Origin of the sequence: Pseudoalteromonas sp. bablab_jr011, from assembly GCF_016464045.1 — a bacterium.
Lineage (GTDB): Bacteria > Pseudomonadota > Gammaproteobacteria > Enterobacterales > Alteromonadaceae > Pseudoalteromonas > Pseudoalteromonas lipolytica.
In genome coordinates this window covers 1-19,766 of the sequence record NZ_JACDWU010000331.1, presented here as the reverse complement: position 1 = coordinate 19,766, position 19,766 = coordinate 1, and the positions used below count along the sequence as shown (strand labels likewise).

The window sequence follows — 19,766 nt, the reverse complement described above, 5'->3', positions numbered from 1 at the left end:
TATCTTTTATTTTTCGTATTTTAGAAATAATTAGTCGATTTGGTGTGGGTGGCGCTAAAAAAGCCATCAATTAGTGTGATGGCTCGCTAGATAAAAAGTGGTATACGCTGTCCCATATTGATGGATGCTTTAAAGCGTGCCATAAGTTAGTTGTAACCCAAGACAAACTTTTTCTCTGAACCAAAATTTTCTGGCATGGCGTTGCCGAACTCTTTGTTAATTAATGCTAATGAGTGTTCTTGTTCGGCAAGTAAGTTCAAAATGCGGTTACGATACTCTAGACTTGATTCAAAAAGGTTTAAGTCAACGAGTGGCTGTAATGTTGCAAGTTTTTGTGTAAGTGTCATTTGTGACATTGTGCTCTCCTCATGCTATTAAAAGCTTTCACTATGTATATAGCACTTATGGTCTAAAAGAGTTAATAAATAGCGCTTTTTGCGCATAAAGATCTTAGAATTTACTAAGATTTCATCTATTATGCCGTGTTAAACTTAGTGACAACTGAATCAAACACGACTTTTTACTAGGAATGTTCATTTATGACCCTTGCTGATTTGCAATCTGCATTATCGTTTGTTTTGTTTACATATAACGATGTACAAATCACTGTGCTAAAAGTTATTCAAGTACCTTTGGTGCTGTTTTTAATGTGGTTTGTGGTCACATGGATAGGTCGATTAATTAAAAAAGCACTGTTGGCAAAAAACCTAGGGCCAGACACAGTTCATTTATTCACGCGTATTTACCTTGTTGTTACCATCGCAGTGCTTGTGTTTACTTCACTTGAGGTACTGAATATTCCGTTAACGGCATTTGCATTTGTCTCTGGTGCGATAGCCATTGGCGTCGGTTTTGGTGCACAAAATATCATTAACAACTTTATTAGTGGCTGGATACTCATGTGGGAACGCCCGATTAGAATCGGTGACTTCTTAGAAGTGGGTGATGCAAAAGGCGTGGTTGAGACAATTAATACACGTTCAACTCGTATTCGTCGCAATGATGGCGTGCATATGTTGGTACCAAATAGTCAATTGCTCGAAAACACAGTCACTAACTGGACGTTGATTGACCGTAATGCGCGTTCATCGGTAAACGTGGGTGTTGCATATGGCTCTGATGTGGTGTTAGTTGAAAGGCTGATTAAGCAAGTGCTAGATGAGCATCCTGCTATTTTAAAAAAACCAGCCTCGTCAGTATTGTTCGATGATTTTGCTGACAGTTCACTCACGTTTAGTGCAATATTTTGGGTGTGTGCTGAGTCTGAAGCACCGCTTCGTCAGGTACGCAGTGAATTACGCTTTAGCATTTATAAAATTTTTGCTGAGCATAATGTAACGATAGCTTTCCCACAGCGCGATATTCATATTGATGGGCAGATAGCCTTGAAAAGAACACATTCAAAATAACAATAAGAAAAGCGGCATTTGCCGCTTTTTTTACGTTGCCTCATGCAGTTTTTTAAGTTTAAACGACAGAAGCACCATGATGAGTCCAAACACAATTGCATAGCTTGCAACGAGCCATAGTAATGTAATGATACCGGCACCCGGATTAAACATAAGGTAGCCACCAAAAACAATTGAGATAACCCCACTGCCAATCAAAAGCCATTCATTGCTTATTTCTTTACGTAGCTTACTTGCAATGACAATTTCAATGACACCAATAGCGATAGCCCAAGCTGCAATAAAATAAAGCATTAGAATCGCAGTGACATTAGGGGCAAATAAGGTCACTAAAGCTGCTGCAATAGAAATTAGACCGCCTATGAGGAGCATCCACCATAGCGGGTTATCTTTTTTAGAAGCAAACGCTAACCAGGCTCTAATCGAGCCATCAACAAAAAAGTATGCAGCAAAAATAAACATCAATACGGCGAGGGATGCTTCAGGCGCAAGCCAGCCGCATAAACCAAAAATAATAGCGATAACACCGTGAATGAATAAGGAGGACCAATGTGGAACCAGCGAATTTGAAATGTGCATGATAATTTTCCTTTGCTTAAGTCTCTCTATAACTAACATTTCAGATACAGCTTGCAAAGAAATTTAATTATTTTTTGTACAGTTAATGAAAGCATGCTCTAATTTAAAAAGATAAATTTTTCTATGGTTTAAAGTTTTTCGGACAAGGAAAGAAGTGTGAAGAGTATAGCTAAGAAGTTTACGCTAGAGCTAGTTGGGTTATTACTGTGTTGCATGGTACTGTTTTCGCAGCCTGTGACTGCAACGACAACTCCCGAAGTGACCGTTAAGTCGCTTATCGATAAAGACAATAAAGAAGAGCACACCGAAACAAAACCCGAGAACCAAACCCAACAAGCCGTTACCTCACAACCTGATTCTAAGTTAGTTGAACCGACTGATGAATTACCGTTCGATGCCTTTTCTCGGATGACCCCGCGAAGTTCAATGCAAGGTTATTTAAAAGCAACCCGTGCTCGTGACTTTGAACGTGCCAGTTTTTATCTCGATTATCGTAACCTGCCGAAAGATGTTGAAGCTATTGGTAAGGCACAACTTGCCGAAAACTTATCTGTGGTACTCGACCGAACCTTATGGGTTGATGTTGATAGCTTAAGTAATAAGCCAAAAGGAAAGCAAAATGAAAGTGTGCCGAGTTATCGTGACTTAGTAGGAGAGATCTCGACATCACAGGGCAAGGTGCAAATTTTATTGCAAATCGTGCCAGATGAAAAAACAGGCAACCGTATTTGGAAAATTTCAAATGCAACGGTAAGTCAAATCCCCTTACTGACGAAAGAGTATGGATATAATCGAGTGGGTGAATGGTTATATAAGCGCTTGCCTGATGTCGAGTTTTTAGGGGTAATGCTCTGGCAGTGGATTTATTTTGCATTCACATTTTTGTTATTTTTAGTGGTTGCAGTCATTTTAACGCGCATAGTGACCTTTGTGCTTGCGCATTTAAAAGTCCCAGTCGAAAAAGATGTCGTACGGTTTATTAACGGGCCTGTTTGTTTATTACTGGCCGTATTAATGTCGCGATCGTTAAGTGATCAATCTAATGTGACCATTGCCGTACTGGCTCTATTTCATGGCGCAACGGTGTTATTAATAGCTTGGGCATGGGTATGCTTAAGAGCGGTTGATATCGCCAAGCATAGGCTAAGTAATCGCTTCATTATGCAAGATAAACCACAGGGAGTGTTTTTATTACGTCCTGTAAGCAATGTACTTAAAACCAGCATCGTCATTATTGTGCTGTTTATGTGGTTTGAGAATTTGGGGTTTAATGCGACGACGTTATTGGCTGGTTTAGGGATAGGTGGCTTAGCAATTGCGCTTGCAGCACAAAAAACGGTCGAAAATATTATAGGCGCAATCACCTTATATATCTCGGCACCGGTCAAAATTGGTAGCTTATGTAAATTTGGCAGCCACCTTGGAACAATTGAAGAGATAGGGCTTAGAGCCACGCGTATTCGTACATTAGACCGCTCTGTTATCTATGTGGCCAATGCTAAATTTGTTGATATGCAACTGGAAAATATTTCTGAGCGAGAGCGTATTTCGTATCGGCCAAAGCTGATGCTTAGTGCAAACACACCCAAGCAGAACTTAGAAAGCTTCATGCAGGCAGTGAGAGAGTTATTAGAGAAACATCAACACATAGCGTTTGAGCCATGTCGGGTACGCTTTAAAGGCTTTACACCTTGGGCTTTGCAAGTTGATGTACTAAGCTACGTAGAGACTGTTGATTTTGCATTTTATATGGAAGTAATTGAGGAGTTGAACTTGGCTATTTTGGGGTTGTTGAACGAGCATCATTGTGAGCTTGCTAACCCAGAATTTGCGCGAGTAACCGATTAGTGACAATGAACGCTTAAATGACAGTCGTTATCATTTGCGCATAATGTATACACATTCTTGTATTTAATTGAACAGGACATATGTCCGCTAAAATAAAAAATATTTGCATAAAATCCTCTAAATGTGTCGATGTTGTCGCTAACTGTTGTAAAAAACTTGTTTATTTATCATTTTTAATGCAGTAAAAGCGTTATGAAGTGTTATAATCGTCAGCGTTCGTTCAGCCTCTTTACCTCGTTTTGCACTCTCGATTAAGAGGTCCGCGCAGCTTATTACAAGGCGCGAAAAATTGGCCGAACCCGTCAAATGAATTGACGCAACATCATCACCGTTGAATAAGAGTGCATTAAAAAGGTTAAAACCCGACATGAAAGCAATGAAAAGATCTACGTTAGCAACCCTAATTAATGCAACGTTGTTCTCTGCAGTAGCAGGTACTTCATTTTCTTCTATTGCAGAAGAAGCCACTGCTGAAAAAACCAACCAATTAGAAGTCATTCAAATCACCGCGCGTAAGCGTGTAGAGAACGCACAGGAAGTACCTGTTGCTGTTTCGGCTCTACAGGGTGATAAGCTTGATGCTTATAGTTCAGCTGGTATGGATATTCGTTTTATGAATGCGAAAATTCCAAGCTTATCAATTGAATCTTCGTATGGTCGTACATTCCCTCGCTTTTATGTTCGTGGTCTAGGTAACACTGACTTCGATTTAAATGCTTCACAACCGGTATCGCTTGTTGTTGATGATGTCGTTCAAGAAAACGCAATCTTAAAAGGTTTTCCTGTATTTGACGTGGCACGTGTAGAAGTACTTCGTGGTCCACAAGGTACGTTGTTCGGTCGCAACACGCCAGCCGGTCTTGTTAAGTTTGACACAGTAAAACCAAGTCAAGAGTTTGACGGGTTTAGCTCAGTTTCTTACGGTACTAATAATGCGATTGACTTTAGAGGTGCTGTTGGTGGTGGCCTGACAGATAATTTATCAGCTCGTGTTTCTGTTTTATGGCAAGACAAAGATGATTATATTGATAATCGCGCCCCAGGTTTTGAACAAGATGACATACTAGGTGGCTATACCGATAGAGCTGCTCGTATACAGTTCTTGTATGAAAAAGACGATTTTTCAGCATTACTTAATTACCACGTTCGTAACATGGAAGGTACTCCAATTCCATTCCGTGCGAATGCCATAAAAGCGGGTTCAAACGACTTAGTCGATGGCTTTAAAGACGATGTGGTCTATCATGATGCCGCTGCACGTGAATTCCAAAGAGTAGATGCTGAAGGTGTAAGCTTAAAACTTGAGTATGATCTTGAAGCCCATACGATTACTTCAATCACAGGCTGGGAAAGTGCAAAAGTTAACTCTCGTGGTGATATTGATGGTGGCTATGGCGCAGCATTCTTAGGCGACTACCAAGGTCCTGGTATTATTCCTTTCCCTTCAGAAAGTGAAAGTGGTTTACCAAAGCATGACCAATACACACAAGAACTTCGTATCTCGAGTAATTTTGTCGGTGATTTTAACTATCAAACGGGCTTATTCTACTTCGACGAGTCAGTAAGCATTGATAACTTTGGTTATAATACTTTGGCTGGTGGTGCATTGAATGGCTATGTTAATCAGCAGCAAGATACTAAAGCTTGGGCTGTATTTGGTACGGTCGATTACACTTTAACCGACGATTTAAAGCTAACAGCGGGCCTTCGCTACTCAGATGACGATAAAGACTTTGTTGCGGTCCGTAAAATTGTACCAGCTGATTTAAACGAATGTAACAACGACTTAATGCAGTGCCAAACTGATATAACGCGTACAGAAGATGCGAGTGATGATCATATCAGTTGGGATATTTCAGCTTCTTACAAGTTAAATGATGATGTAAATCTATATGCGCGTGTTGCTAATACATTCCGTGCACCTAGTATTCAGGGCCGTATTACTTTTGCAGACGAAGTAACCAAAGCGGATTCAGAAACCGTGACATCTTATGAAATGGGTGTTAAATCAGATGTATTAGACGGCCGTGGCCGTGTTAATGCGACCGTGTTCTATTTTAATATGGACGACCAGCAGTTAACTGCTGTTGGTGGTACAGCGAACACAACTCGCTTACTTAATGCTGATAAAACAACTGGTTATGGTTTTGAGCTAGACACAGAGTGGATGTTAACTGATGAGTTAAACGCAACATTTAACTTAAGTTATAATAACACTGAACTTAAAGACAAAAACGTATCTATTGCGGTTCCACAGCGTCCAAGTTTAACAATTACCGACCCGGTTGTTGATGGCAAAGCGTTTATTGATGGAAACAGCTTACCACATGCACCTGAGTGGATTTCAAACCTTACACTACGTTACAGTAAAGAACTCGCTGGCGGTGAATTCTTCACCTATGCTGACGTGTCTTACCGTAGCGAAATCAACTACTTCTTATATGAGTCAGTTGAGTTTGAAGGCAAGTCATTAACAGAAGTGGGTTTACGTAGTGGTTATGCATGGTCAGAAGGTGACTATGAGTATGAAGCTGCTGTATTTGCACGTAACTTATTTGACGAGCAACAAGCAATTGGTGCAATCGACTTCAACAACAACACAGCAATGGTTAATGAAGGCCGCTTTGTTGGTGTAGAGTTTAAGGTTAAGTTCTTCTAACCTTAAACGTTACGTTTTTAAAACCCGCTTTATAGCGGGTTTTTTCGTTTATAAACCTTCTTGTTACTGATAAAGTACGGGTTATAACTTAATTTATAAGAGAACTATCATGGCTGGATTTTGGAATTACCGTGTCATTTTTTGTGAAGCGACTAAAGATGAGGCTGCACAATATCAAATTCACGAAGTTGAATATAATCTCAATGGCAAAGTGACCAATTGGTCTGAAACAGGTGCCGCACCGTTTGGTCATACTGTTGAAGAACTAGAAGCCGATGCAGATCGTTTAAAAACCGCTTTTTCAAAACCTATATTGAAAGTGGTTAGAAAGCAGCGTGGCTATGAGTTGGTTGATGTTGAAACGGGTGAAGAGGCTTTTGCAGAGCCACCTGCGGGTTTAACTGAGTAACATATTATATTTATCGAAGGTGCCAAATGGCACCTTTTATCTTTTAGACTGTAAAAGGAATGAGGATGACTTTAAAAGCAGTATTGTTTGATATGGATGGCACACTTGTCGACTCTGAAAGTGTGCATTTTAATATCTGGAATGACATTTTAGCGCCGTTTGGCGTTCACTATGATGAAGCCACTTTTTGCCAGCGATTTTCGGGCAGGCCAACCCTTGAGGCAGCGAAAGAAGTGGTTGAAAACTATCAATTAACTATTTCGCCTCAGGCGCTTACAGACGCGAAATACACTGCATTTGGTCATTTTGTGAGTGCAAACTTACCGGCTTTAATGCCACACGCAAAAGACGTGCTTGAGCAAGTTAAAGAAAGTGGTTTAAAAATGGCCTTAGTAACAGGAAGTGCTAAAGATGAAGCGTATCCGATTTTAAAGGGATATGGCATATTTGATTGGTTTGATTGTATTGTCACGAAAGACGATGTCAAAAACCCTAAACCTGCAGGTGAACCCTATCAACTCGCCCTTAAAAGCCTGAATATTAATGCCGATGAGGCTATCGCTGTTGAAGATACATTTACCGGTGTTACAGCAGCAAATAACGCTGATGTTAGTGTGTTTGCAGTGCCTAATCACTTTACCGTTGAACACGATTTTTCAAAAGCAGCAGCGGTTATGGCAAATCTTCAAGAAGTTTTCAAATGGGTACAAACTAAACTATAGTAAAGGGAAACGTGACTACTCGATTATGGTCACGTTGTTATTAATTACTGCAAGGAAGCAATTATGATTACCTTTATTAAAAAACACTTGTCCGTGTTTTTACTCGTTATCAGTTTTTCATCCACCGCAGCAGTCACCCCAGATGTTCTCCTTGCTAATGTTTATGATGCAGACAAGGTAAATATTAATGATTACTTAGTGAGCGAAAAGTATGACGGTATAAGAGCCATTTGGACAGGAAATAAACTTGTCACTCGTAATGGTCACCTCATCCATGCACCCGTTTGGTTTACAGCCCCATTGCCTGATGTTTGGCTCGATGGTGAGTTGTGGACGAAACGCCAAGATTTTGCCAACCTTAGCGGGATTGTTCGCACACATCAACCGAACGATAGTGAGTGGCACAAAGTAAGTTATCAGGTATTTGATATGCCTGATGCTACGTTGCCATTTAGTCAGCGGTATCAGAATTATGCAAGCTTAGTAACGCAAATTAACGCAAAGCATATCAGAGCAGTCAAACAAAGACGGTTTACCGATAACCATCAGCTAAGCTTATTTATGGATGAGCTTGTTGCGAAGGGCGCTGAAGGCGTAATGTTGCACCTTGCTTTAGCTACACATAAAGCGGGTCGCAGTGATGCTTTGTTAAAGCTTAAGCCTTATCTTGATGCAGAAGCGGTCGTGGTTGCTCACTTTCCAGGCAAAGGTAAGTATAAAAATATGTTAGGTGCACTTAAGGTGCGCAATGCCGAGGGTGTTGAATTCAAAATAGGTTCGGGGTTTTCTGATAAGCAACGGCAATTTCCTCCTGCGATAGGTAGCACCATTACTTATAAATATCATGGATTTACTAAAAATGGTTTGCCACGTTTCGCGAGCTTTTTACATGAGCGAGTACCGCTGTAACGTTTAAGCATTCAAAAATGGCCGCGACTATGGTAAATTTCGCGGCCTTTTTGTTGATGTATAGGTGATAGAATGTTTGCAGGCTTTGATTACGGAAGCTCTAATTGTGCAATAGGTGTTATGAATAATGAGCAGCAAGTATCATTGGTGCCGCTTGAGCAGGGCAAACACTATTTACCATCAACGTTATATACCCACCATAGTGCACTTGTTGTTGATTTTGTTGCGAAACATTTGACAGGGAGCGATCAAGAAGCTGAATTTAAGGCACAGCGCCAAGCGCTACTCAATACCATACCTCGTGTGAAGTCTGATTTAGATATTCAAACAGGCGATGAAACCTTATTTATTGGTCGTGAAGCGATTAGCGAGTATGTTCAATTTCCAGAAGAAGGTTATTTTGTTAAATCACCCAAGTCATTTTTTGGCGCAGTCGGCTTAAAGCAAGGTCAAATTAACTTTTTTGAAGACATAGCCACAGCGATGATCTTAAAAATTAAGCAGCGTGCAGAGCAGTCTTTACAGCAAAACTTAACTGAAACAGTGATTGGTCGGCCTGTAAACTTTCAGTCAGTGGGCGGGGAAGAGTCAAACCAACAGGCACTGGGAATTTTAGAACGAGCAGCAAAACGTGCAGGTTTTAAAGAGGTATCATTTTTATATGAGCCACTGGCGGCGGGGATTGATTATGAAACGTCGCTACAGGCTGATAAAAAAGTACTGGTAGTTGATATTGGTGGGGGCACCAGTGATTGCTCATTTGTGCAGATGGGCCCAGGCTTTCGTCAAAATCAATGTCGCGACAATGACTTTTTAGCACACAGTGGTAAACGAGTAGGAGGCAATGACTTAGACATCGCCCTGAGCTTTCATGGCTTAATGCCATTATTAGGCTTAGGCACTGAGTTTAAGTCGGGCTTACCTTTACCAAATCAGCCATTTTGGCAAGCGTGCAAAATTAATGATGTGAACCTGCAAAGCCAATTTTATAGTGACGCTCATCATCGAGAACTTATTACGCAATTGCGCGAAGTGCAGCAACCTGATTTATTTAAGCGCTTAATTCATTTACAGCAAAATAAGCAAGGTCACCAGTTGGTCCAGCAAGGTGAGGCTGCAAAAATAGCACTTTCATCAACAGACACATTCAATACTGATTTAAGCTTTTTAGATTCAGAGTTGAGTCAATGTTTAACGCTCAATGATTTAGCTTTAGCGGTAGAAGATTCAATAAACCAAATTGTGGCACTGGCTAAACAGGCGATACAAGAGGCCGGCACTTCACCCGACGTAATTTATTTAACGGGAGGCAGTGCCCAGTCGCCATTAATTAAAGCAGCCTTAAAAACACATCTGGGAAATATTGATATGCTCAATGGTGACCATTTTGGCAGCGTAACAGCCGGATTAACTAAATGGGCACATACGCTTTATCGCTAAATGTGCTCATTGATAAAAATTACAATGCTACTTGGCGCGTAGCTAAGTACTTCTCGTAATCAGGTAGCGTACGATTAAGCTCACTTTCCATCATTGGTGAGCTTAATAGCATATCTGCACTGACTTCATTACACGCTACAGGTATGTTCCACACTGCAGCTAAACGCAGTAACGCCTTTACATCGGGGTCGTGAGGTTGAGAAGCCAGTGGATCCCAGAAAAATACCAGCATATGCACTTCGTGTTCAGCGATTTTAGCCCCTAGTTGCTGATCTCCACCCATTGGGCCACTTAACAGCTTAATAACCTCAAGACCTGTTGTACGCTCTATTAAATGGCCTGTTGTGCCTGTGCCATATAAAGTGTGTTTACTTAATATCGCTTTGTGTTTTTCACACCATGCTTTCAGTGCTGCTTTTTTACCATCATGGGCAACAAGGGCAATATTTTTTTTGGCGGGTAAGGCTTGTTGTTTTTGTTCCATAAGTGCTCTTATATTAGAAGGTTAATTGCCAGTGCAATAAAGACCAGTCCTGTGATTCTATCAATCCAAAGTTGGGTTTGCGGGTGATCACGAAAGTAACTGGCTATCTTATCGCCGAAATAAATATACGTGCAGTCGATAGGAAAAGCAAAAAGAGGATAGAGTAATCCAAAAAATGCTAACTGAAATGTGGTTGACGATAAGCTCGGGTCGACAAACTGCGGTATAAAAGCAATAAAAAACAACGCAACTTTTGGGTTAAGCACTTCGGTCATCATGGCTTGAAACATGACATTCTGCTTTTTACTGGTGCTTACATGGGGCTTATCTTCGCATTGTGGATTAGGCTGGCTAACCGTTGCTTTTAACGTCGTTAATCCTAAATAACACAGGTAGGCAGCACCTAAATATTGAACCGTGGTATAAGCAACTGTAGAGGCTTTTAAAATAGCGGTTAAACCTATAACAGCAAAAAAGGTATGCACAACCCCGCCTAACGCAAAACCAAATGCGCTTTGCAAGCCTGCCGCTCTTCCATTTGCAAAGGTTTGTGCCATTAAAAAAGCGTTAGAAGGACCGGGGGCAATAGCGATTAAAAAACTGGCGCCTAAAAACGACAGTAAAAACTCAGGATTGATCATTGGCACAGGTGAATAAAGCTAGGTGCTTGATGTTAACAAGTTTTCAAGAAAAGAAAAAGCGGGCAATGTTGCCCGCTCATCGAGGTTGGGGAAAGTATTAGAACGCGACTGTGCTATTGTTTGAGCAAACAGTTGTGCTTTGTGCTTCACATACTTGATAAGTGTAAGAACCGCCGCCTTTCGCTGTAATTGTGTCTGTGTAACTGTTGTTATTTGCTACAGACGTTACTTTGCTGCCGTTACGGTAAATATCTACATTACTGGTTGCTGCGCCATTCCAGCTAAGATCAACATACGCAACACCTTTTGATTTATAACCTGATGTTGATAAGCTAATTTCATCACCACCCGGTGTCGTACCGCCACCGTTATTACCACCCGCACAGCCATTAGCTGTTAGGTAGGCATCAGCCGCAGCCGCTTTAACAATACCGTGGCCGAAGTAAACGTCGTGACCCGCAGCGCCTTGGTCTTCGGCTGTTGCTTTAAGTGCAGCACGGATTTCAGTACCAGTACATTGTGGATGATTTGACCAAACCAGCGCTGCCACACCTGAAACTGCAGGGGTTGCCATTGAAGTGCCGCTCATGTAGCCGTAATCGCTAGTACCAATGTTAATGCTAATGTTCGTGCTTGGAAGTAAAGCTGCACGGTCTTCAAGTGCTGCGCCTACGGCTGGAATGCTTGTGTTGTTTGTATCGCCTAACGTACCGTATAACATACCCGCTTCGTTATTGATGATAACTGCACCAATACCGCCAGAGTTTTCACAGTTTGCCACTTTGTCGTAGAACGAAATGACACCACGGTCAATCATACATACTTTGCCTGATGCCGCTGTATCAACGCTTTCTGCTGTACCCATATAATAAGCTGTACCCGCAGCATTTCCTGAGTTTTCCATTGCAGATGTAGCATAGCCGGTATTATCCGCGGTTAAGCTTGCAGCCGTTGCCATGCCAGCAGGGTATGTAGATAAGGTATCAACACCACCCGCAGTGACTTCTACACAGATTGTTTCGTCAGTCGTTACATTTTTACCACGGCCCGACGTACAGCTTGGGAATTGTGAGAAATCAGCAATTTGATTGTTTGCATCGTTTGCACCTACCATCATTACTGATGGGTAACCAGCAGGGTATGAACGAACACTGTTTCCATCATTACCCGCTGCTGCTACAACAAGGCCGCCAGCGTTTGTGAAGTTTGCGAATGCATTTGATTCTGTGCTGTTTGAGCCACCACCGCCAAGGCTCATACTGATAATATTAGCGCCTGCTTGAGAACATAAATCAGCTGCATGAGCTAGATCAGACGAGTAACCCCATCCCTCAGCGTTAAATACTTTGATGATGTGCATAGCAACACCCGGAGCCATACCAACAACACCTAGGTTGTTGTCAGCAGCACCAATAGTGCCTGCTACGTGAGTACCGTGAGGACCGCCGTTGTCAAACCAGTTGCCTGTGCCACTATCGTTATCACCTGTGATATTACCCCACACAAAATCAGGGTTTGATGCATCAAGGCCTGAGTCAATGACACACACTTTCATACCGGCATTGGCATCAAATGTTACTTGATCAGCTTGTGACTGATATACTGCATAGGGAGTTAACTGTTGCTGCATTGCATTGCCAGCATCATCATTGTATACCGCCATGGGGACACGTTTATGATCTTCTTCAATGAGTTTAATATGTGGGTTATTAAGTAAGCCTTTAACGCTTGCTAAATCGTGACCAGTAAATTGTGCTGCAATAAAGCCATTACCATCAACTTTGATATCACCACCCAGTTTTTTAGCAAGGGCTTTCACCACGCCTTTTTTATTGTTGTCTACTTGGATGATATAACGGTCGTTTGCTGCGTGTGCAGTTCCTGCTGCGCACAGACCACTGATGATTAACGCTAAAGCTAATTTATTCTTTTTCATATTTCGTATCCCAAACGTGTTATTGAGTTAACTAAATGTTAACTTAATTAAACAATAATTTAATAAAACCGTGGGTACAAGTAAAATTATCCATAAAAACGGAACAAAAAATTCTAGAAACAGGTCTTTTATAATCTAATGTTATATTGAGAAGTCTAAACGGGTAAATAGAATATAACTATTCTCATTTACCCGTATTTGGTAACGAATGTGAACTAAACTCTATGACAAGTGTTTGTGTTTTAAGAGTAAATAAGCAAAAGGTATAAGCATTAAGAAGTGCACACCAATTAAAACGGGCGTAACTAAGTTTAAATACTGTGTTATAAACACCAGTAAACTTGCGCCACTCATTTGCATTAAACCAATAAGTGCAGATGCAGTCCCCGCTTGTTTTGGGTATAAGCTTAACGCTCTACCGGCTGATGACCCTAAAGTTAATGCAAAGCCAAATGCAGCTATAAACATGGGGAACATGAGGGCAATAGCGCTACGCTGCTGGCTTAAAATGAGCATTAAACCGCCAGAGAGCACTAATAACATAAGGCCAATTTTTAATGCGCGTTTAGGTTGTCGCTTTATATACAGAGGCATTATGAAACTAGCTAGAATGCTAAGCACGGCGTTACAGGTAAACCAAAAAGTAAAATCGCTGACGCTACCGCCTAATTCAGTAATAAGCCAGCCGGGTGCTAAGGTCACAAACACCAAAATTGCTGACATAGTCACTAAACAAATTAAGCTATGAAATAAAAACAGAGGGGTGCTGATTATGGGAATAAAGCGCCGTAAATCAAGAATGTGACCGCTGTATACACTGTCGGCAGGGCGTGTTTCTTTATAAAGTATTAGCGTAATAAGTAAGCCTGCGAGGGCAAAGGCAGCCATAAATAAAAAGTTCATACGCCAGCCAAATTGCACCGTTAACCACGCACCTAAAATAGGGGCGAGGGCAGGGATAAAACACACGATACCATTGAGGTAAGTAATTATCTGACCGCTGCGCTCACTGCCAAATCTGTCTCTAACTATGGCAAATGCTACGACAAAGGTTGCACAGGCGCCCAAACCTTGCAGTGCTCTTGCAAACATAAGGCTGGTAAAGTCAGGAGATAGATAAGCGCCATACGCAGCCAAACCATATAAAGTTACTCCTGCAATGGCGACAGGTTTACGGCCAAACTTATCTGCTAAAGGACCTGCAATTAACTGCCCAAGTCCTACGGTCAGCATAAAAATTGCGACGGTTTGTTGTACTTGTTTCTCCGATGCATGAAACTGGTCTGCAATAGTTGGAAAAGCCGGTAAATAAATATCAATAGCTAACGGGCTAAAGATAACCAGAAGGCCTAAGATGAATAGTAAACTGGGGTTTTTGTGCTGGCGTGACTGCATTCGCTCTCCTTAAAACGGTATTTTATGTGCCCCTTAAAGAAAAGAAAAGCGTTGATGCGGGTTATTGTGTGATACATACGTTGTCATTCGTTTGCGCGAGTAATGGTTACTTTAAATTTTCATTTCGCTATCTGGTCTGATGTGTTAGTTTTTATTTCTAATAAAAAAATTGGATAGATGTCGTGAGCTCACAATCGAATCTGTTAAAAATTTGGTCGAAGTGCCAGTCTTTGCCAAAAGGAAAATGGCTTTTTAGTAAAGCCGTGTGTTTTAAAGCGCCTTACTTTGCTTCAATAAAGCCTGTCGTCAATGAATTGAAATTGGGCTATTGCAGTGCAACGGTTAAAAATCGCCGTGCGATACATAATCATATTGGTACGATACATGCCATTGCTCAGTGTAATATTGCTGAATTATGTGCAGGGCTAATGGTTGATGCCACCGTACCTGCTAAAACGCACCGTTGGATCCCAAAAAGTATGACGGTTAATTATTTAGCAAAAGTGGATAGTGATATGCGCGCAGTGGCCGAGATAGATTTCCCTCGGCAATGGCTAGATAAAGAAGATTTAGTTGTACCCGTTAAGGTGTATAACAGCCGCGATGAATTGGTATTCACCGCAGACATTACAATGTATATAACGGCTAAAAAGCGTTAAGACTTGTCAGCGGCTTGTTTATTAACAAATGACAAGTCGTTGTCATCATCGACTAGCAGCGAGGATGTACTTTCTTCGCCCGCTTCAGGCTTAATAGGGGCAACGTTGTCTTCTTCGTGTCGATGTTTTAGGCTGCCTTCTATCATTGCACCTGCTTCAATGCTTAAAGTGTCGTGAAAGACATCACCATGCACTTCGGCACTACTTTCAATCATCACTTTGTTTGCAATCAACGAACCAATAATTTTACCTTTAACGACCACGCTATCAGCTTCGATCATGCCTTCAATCATACCGGTTAGGCCAATCACTAAATGCTTTACACGCAAATCACCTTCAATGCGACCATCAAGTTGAACTTCACCTTGGCTGGTGAGTGAGCCCGTCAAACGCATATCTTCTGCAATGATAGAGGGAGTGTGGTTGGTTCTTTTTAAAGATGAGCTACTGCTGGTTGCTGCTTGTTTTTTCTTACCGAACACGAGAAAGCGCCTTTGTTATTTTAACTGGATTGACATGTTTACCATTCACTAAAACTTCGTAATGTAGGTGCGTGCTGGTGCTTCGACCAGTGCTACCCATTAAACCAATTACATCGTCTTTAGTGACTGTTTGGCCTTTTTTCACCTTAATTTTATTTAAGTGACCAAAGCGTGTTACGAAGCCATTTTTATGTTGTAGCTCGATAAAATTACCATAGCCGCCATTGCGACCTGCGCGAAGTACGGTGCCATCAGCAGGCGCAAAAATTTCTGTTTTGTGCCAACCTGCCAGGTCTACTCCTTTATGAAAAGCGCGACGGCCATTCATTGGATCTTTACGTAAACCGTAACTGCTTGAAATATAGTAATCGGCTGCAGGCAGTGTTTGCGGTAGTTCACTTAATAAATTTTCTAAATTGTTTAATGCTAAGAGTTTGTCTGCAATGGCCAAAAATTGACTGGGTATTTTAGACTCATCAAATAAGTCTAACGGACCCCCTTGTGCAGTGTCGGTATCTTCAGCTACAGAACTGCGAGCAAGTGCGCTGTCTAATCCTGCCCCTTCAAGCATTGCGATAATCTCTTCATGGCGTTGCTTAATTTGCTGATCTAAAAAATTGAAGGTGTAGTCATAGTTCTTATTAAGGCGTGTAATGCGCATTGAGGCGCTTTCGTATTGTTTTGCCTGTGCAGGTAGTTGCTCGTCTTCTAATGGGGCATGAAACTCGTCTGCGTTCTCTTGAATCGGCAGTAGGATAGGTTCAGCCTCATTATTTAATGCTGGTTTGTTCATTGACTCAGGTAAAGACTCAATCATGCTTTGCAGTAAAGCTTGTTTTTGCTCTAACACCGCCAATTGTTCAAGTTGTTTTGTGTAAATGGCTTGCTGTTGTTGGTATTGCTTTTGCCATTCTTGTTGTTTGCTAAGCTGGGTTTGCTCTATTTGAGACATTTTGTCAGCTTGCGAAATGATTTGTAATGTTGACACGCTCAACCAAACAAGAGCGGTTAAAACGACGAGTAAAGTCGTTAATTGTACCCAAGGTGCTAATATAAGGTGTTTTACTTCGCCGTTTTGACGGATCAGCAGCTGTCGAGCTGGAAAAAACGTGCGATAAAAAGACTTAAGTTTAACTAACATGGCGTACATAAATCGGCTAATAACCGAGCTAAGATAGCAATCTGAACTAAAAAAGCTAGCAAAAAATTGTAACTCAGTTAAAAAAAGTACAAAAAAAAGGGCAAAAAATGCCCTTAGTTTATGAAAATAGATAAGTATTTCTATTTAGCAGGTAATACGGTGCCTTCAACTCTGCCAAAGCCAATACGTGCAAAACCTTCTTTTTCACACCAGCCACGCATAATAACGTTGTCACCATCTTCTAAGAAAGTACGTTGTTCACCGTTCTCAAGTGTGATTTTTTCTTTACCACCACGTGAAAGCTCTAATAAAGAACCCGCTTCTTCGTGTTCTGGGCCAGATTGCGTACCCGAACCAAGCATGTCACCAGGTTGGAAGTTACAGCCGTTTACCGTGTGGTGTGTGACCATTTGTGCCACTGTCCAGTATGAGTGCTTGAAGCTTGATTTAGAAACTAGCGTTGGAGCGTGACCTTCTTTACGCATTTTTTCAGTTTCAATTTGCACATCCATCTTAATATCGAATGCACCAAATTCACGGTTGTGCGTCGATTCTAAGTAGTCCATTGGTTGCGGATCATTTTCATCGCGCGTCCACTGTGTTCTATACGGTGCAAGTGCTTCTGTTGTTACAATCCATGGTGAGACAGTTGATGCAAAGTTTTTCGCAAGGAATGGACCTAAAGGTTGGTATTCCCATGCTTGCAAGTCACGTGCTGACCAGTCATTGAATACACAGAAACCAAATACATGGTTTTCAGCGTTTTCGATGGCAATTGCATCGCCCAGCTCGTTACCTTTACCTAAGTAAATACCAAGCTCTAATTCGTAATCTAGGCGTTTACACGGGCCAAATGAAGGTACTTCAGCGTCAGGTGCTTTTGTTTGACCATTTGGACGGTGGAATGTTTGACCTGATACATCAATTGATGAAGAACGACCATGATAGCCAATGGGTACCCATTTATAGTTAGGCAGTAAAGGATTATCAGGACGGAATAAGCTGCCGACAGCCGTTGCATGGTAGATAGAGGTATAAAAGTCTGTGTAATCACCAATGCGACATGGCAGTGCAAATTCTATATCAGCCTGTGCAATGAGGGCGTCAGTAAGCTGAGCTTGCTCTTTGGCGCCTTCGCGAAGTGCGTTTGATAATGCAAGACGCAGTGCAGACCAGTATTGCTGACCTAAACCCATAAACTCATTAAGCGTTGCTTTGCTAGCCGCTGCAACAGCAACCTGTGCATCACCTGAGAAGATACCAAGTTCATTCACTTTCGCTAAATCAATTACTTGATCGCCAATAGCAACGGCACCACGAAACGCTTCGTCTGAGTTTTTACGACGAACTTCTGCGAATGGTAAGTTTTGAATCGGGAAGTCACAGTTCGCTTCGTTTGCTGAACTCACCCAGCTTTTTAAATTAATATCATGGGTTTCGTTAATTAGGCTCATACTCTTTCCTTATTAGTTCGCGCTGATGTGTTAGATAGTGATATGGAGGCAATCTGCGCAATTTAAACAGTTACGTTGAAAACAGAAATCAAAACGACAAAAAGCAGCGTGTTAAACACGCTGCTTTTTTGGTTACGTGTGGTTTAGATTACACCACGACGCTCTTGATCACGTTCAATAGACTCAAACAATGCTTGGAAATTACCTTCACCAAAACCACCGTCGTCTACACGTTGGATCATCTCAATAAAGATAGGACCAAAAAGGTTCTTCGAGAAGATTTGTAGCAAGTAGCAGTTTTCGCTCTGGCTATCGACAAGAATTTGGTGCTCACGGATTTTTTCTTTGTCTTCTTTAACCCAAGGTACACGGTCAAAAATGGTGTCGTAGTACTCAGGGATGATATCTAGCGTTGCAATTGTTGATTGGTCTAGCTTATCAAGTGAACCTACTAGGTCATTCGTTAGGAATGCTAAGTGTTGTACACCCGGACCATTGTACTCATTTAGATACTCATCGATTTGGTTGTTGTTGTTATCTTTACCTTCGTTGATTGGAATAGAGAAGGTTCCGCACGGTGATTTAAGTGCATAAGATAATAACGCTGTTTTTTGACCTTTAATGTCGAAATAGCGAACTTCAGTAAAACCAAATACATTTTTATAGAAGTTAGCCCATGTTTCCATGGTGCCTTTGTAGACGTTATTTGTTAAATGGTCGATACGAAGGAAGCCCTTGTCTTCAACAACGTTTTGCTCTTCTAAGTCTTCGAAATCAGACTCATAGATTGAACCTTTGTCACCAAATTGTTCGATGAAGTAGATTAAGCTGTCACCAATACCGTAAATTGCAGGGTAAGGTAAGTCTTTGTGTGCTGAATCAGTGGCAGGTTTTGCGCCACGTTCAACCGCTACTTCAAATGCTTTTTGAGCATTCTCTACACGCCAACCCATTGAACAGATTGCTGGGCCGTGGCTTTTAGCAAATTCGGCCGAGAAACCTTCACGCTCATTGTTTAGTAAGAAATGAATGTCGTGCTGGTTATAGTAAACAATGTCTTTACCTTTGAATTTTTTTAGTTTCGAGAAACCAAAATCAGTAAATACTTTGTCCATGTAATCTGCATCAGGTGTTGCGTATTCAGTGAATTCAATGCCCACTAAACCTAACGGATTATTTACTTCGCTCATTGTCATTACTCCCGCAATTATAAGCACTGCGCTAAAAAAGTTATTGTTGTGTAATGAGCGGATGATTAACCAGAAAACCGATAAGGGGAAGATCTGAGGCTTATTTAGCGACGGTGTGTTTTGTAAATTAAATGGGACAATGATTTTAATTTCAACAATCACCCTAGGCTTAAGCAAATAGAAAGGCTTAATAGGACGCATGATGCACATTGTTTTTCGTTATTAAGCTTTTGAATTTAAATGCTTTAAATGCTTTTTTTAAAGGAGTTAAAAAGGCCAATATTGGCCTTTTTATTTAGCTTGTGTGTATTAATTAGTTTACACTTTGGCGTTGTTTGTTAAAAAACTTACTGCGTTGTTGTAACCACGGATTATTCATTATGTGTGGTGCCGTTTGGTAATGACGTTC

At 41.2% G+C, this 19,766-nt stretch carries 18 protein-coding genes; 8 read left to right on the top strand and 10 right to left on the bottom strand.

Annotated features, from left to right (window positions below; genetic code table 11):
• Positions 1–146: 146 nt before the first annotated feature.
• Positions 147–356, bottom strand: a complete 210-nt coding sequence (locus tag JIG41_RS21955; protein WP_036966917.1) for a hypothetical protein — start codon at positions 354–356, stop codon at positions 147–149.
• A 183-nt stretch (positions 357–539) separates the two neighbouring features.
• Between JIG41_RS21955 and JIG41_RS21950 the strand changes: the two genes are divergently transcribed.
• Positions 540–1,409, top strand: coding sequence for a mechanosensitive ion channel family protein (locus JIG41_RS21950; protein ID WP_036966919.1), 870 nt, complete (start codon positions 540–542; stop codon positions 1,407–1,409).
• A 30-nt stretch (positions 1,410–1,439) separates the two neighbouring features.
• On the opposite strand, the gene JIG41_RS21945 is transcribed toward JIG41_RS21950, so the two are convergent.
• Entirely contained in the window at positions 1,440–1,988 is a 549-nt protein-coding gene (locus JIG41_RS21945; RefSeq protein WP_036966921.1) for an HdeD family acid-resistance protein, read from the bottom strand.
• Positions 1,989–2,144: 156 nt separating this feature from the next.
• Here JIG41_RS21945 and JIG41_RS21940 point away from each other — a divergent pair, with 156 nt between their 5' ends.
• The 6 genes from JIG41_RS21940 to yegD all read left to right on the top strand — a co-directional run bounded on the left by JIG41_RS21940 (position 2,145) and on the right by yegD (position 9,975).
• Complete coding sequence (locus JIG41_RS21940) at positions 2,145–3,836, top strand: mechanosensitive ion channel family protein (protein ID WP_244887004.1); 1,692 nt, start codon at positions 2,145–2,147, stop codon at positions 3,834–3,836.
• A 367-nt stretch (positions 3,837–4,203) separates the two neighbouring features.
• Positions 4,204–6,495, top strand: coding sequence for a TonB-dependent receptor (locus JIG41_RS21935; RefSeq protein WP_036966926.1), 2,292 nt, complete (start codon positions 4,204–4,206; stop codon positions 6,493–6,495).
• Between the two features lie 109 nt (positions 6,496–6,604).
• Entirely contained in the window at positions 6,605–6,904 is a 300-nt protein-coding gene (locus JIG41_RS21930; RefSeq protein ID WP_036966929.1) for a hypothetical protein, read from the top strand.
• Between the two features lie 65 nt (positions 6,905–6,969).
• Positions 6,970–7,626 (top strand): HAD family phosphatase, encoded by a 657-nt coding sequence (locus tag JIG41_RS21925; RefSeq protein WP_182395181.1) that lies wholly within the window; start codon positions 6,970–6,972, stop codon positions 7,624–7,626.
• Positions 7,627–7,689: 63 nt separating this feature from the next.
• Entirely contained in the window at positions 7,690–8,535 is an 846-nt protein-coding gene (locus JIG41_RS21920) for a DNA ligase (protein ID WP_199525471.1), read from the top strand.
• 72 nt (positions 8,536–8,607) lie between these two features.
• The gene (gene yegD, locus JIG41_RS21915) at positions 8,608–9,975 is read left to right on the top strand and encodes a molecular chaperone (protein WP_199525470.1); all 1,368 of its coding nucleotides are present in this window, start codon (positions 8,608–8,610) and stop codon (positions 9,973–9,975) included.
• A gap of 19 nt (positions 9,976–9,994) precedes the next feature.
• Here yegD and JIG41_RS21910 read toward each other — a convergent pair whose 3' ends face one another.
• The 4 genes from JIG41_RS21910 to JIG41_RS21895 all read right to left on the bottom strand — a co-directional run bounded on the left by JIG41_RS21910 (position 9,995) and on the right by JIG41_RS21895 (position 14,431).
• Positions 9,995–10,459: a methylglyoxal synthase gene (locus JIG41_RS21910; RefSeq protein ID WP_036966937.1), complete on the bottom strand. Its 465-nt coding sequence runs from the start codon at positions 10,457–10,459 to the stop codon at positions 9,995–9,997.
• Between the two features lie 8 nt (positions 10,460–10,467).
• Positions 10,468–11,100, bottom strand: coding sequence for a LysE family translocator (locus JIG41_RS21905; RefSeq protein WP_036966939.1), 633 nt, complete (start codon positions 11,098–11,100; stop codon positions 10,468–10,470).
• 97 nt (positions 11,101–11,197) lie between these two features.
• Positions 11,198–13,036, bottom strand: a complete 1,839-nt coding sequence (locus JIG41_RS21900) for a S8 family serine peptidase (RefSeq protein ID WP_199525469.1) — start codon at positions 13,034–13,036, stop codon at positions 11,198–11,200.
• Between the two features lie 222 nt (positions 13,037–13,258).
• Positions 13,259–14,431 carry a multidrug effflux MFS transporter gene (locus JIG41_RS21895; RefSeq protein ID WP_036966943.1) on the bottom strand — a complete coding sequence of 391 codons (1,173 nt, stop codon included), beginning with the start codon at positions 14,429–14,431 and terminating at the stop codon, positions 13,259–13,261.
• A gap of 182 nt (positions 14,432–14,613) precedes the next feature.
• Between JIG41_RS21895 and JIG41_RS21890 the strand changes: the two genes are divergently transcribed.
• Positions 14,614–15,090: a hotdog fold domain-containing protein gene (locus tag JIG41_RS21890; protein ID WP_036966946.1), complete on the top strand. Its 477-nt coding sequence runs from the start codon at positions 14,614–14,616 to the stop codon at positions 15,088–15,090.
• Here the strand turns inward: JIG41_RS21890 and JIG41_RS21885 are convergent.
• The 4 genes from JIG41_RS21885 to hppD all read right to left on the bottom strand — a co-directional run bounded on the left by JIG41_RS21885 (position 15,087) and on the right by hppD (position 19,357).
• Positions 15,087–15,572 carry a polymer-forming cytoskeletal protein gene (locus JIG41_RS21885; protein ID WP_036966948.1) on the bottom strand — a complete coding sequence of 162 codons (486 nt, stop codon included), beginning with the start codon at positions 15,570–15,572 and terminating at the stop codon, positions 15,087–15,089. The genes JIG41_RS21890 and JIG41_RS21885 overlap by 4 nt on opposite strands.
• Positions 15,562–16,713 (bottom strand): M23 family metallopeptidase, encoded by a 1,152-nt coding sequence (locus JIG41_RS21880; protein ID WP_199525468.1) that lies wholly within the window; start codon positions 16,711–16,713, stop codon positions 15,562–15,564. The genes JIG41_RS21885 and JIG41_RS21880 overlap by 11 nt, the downstream gene beginning before the upstream one ends.
• Before the next feature lie 140 nt (positions 16,714–16,853).
• On the bottom strand, positions 16,854–18,167 hold the full coding sequence (fahA, locus tag JIG41_RS21875) for a fumarylacetoacetase (RefSeq protein ID WP_065978848.1): 1,314 nt from the start codon (positions 18,165–18,167) through the stop codon (positions 16,854–16,856).
• Positions 18,168–18,310: 143 nt separating this feature from the next.
• The gene (gene hppD / locus JIG41_RS21870) at positions 18,311–19,357 is read right to left on the bottom strand and encodes a 4-hydroxyphenylpyruvate dioxygenase (protein ID WP_036969124.1); all 1,047 of its coding nucleotides are present in this window, start codon (positions 19,355–19,357) and stop codon (positions 18,311–18,313) included.
• Positions 19,358–19,766: the final 409 nt, after the last annotated feature.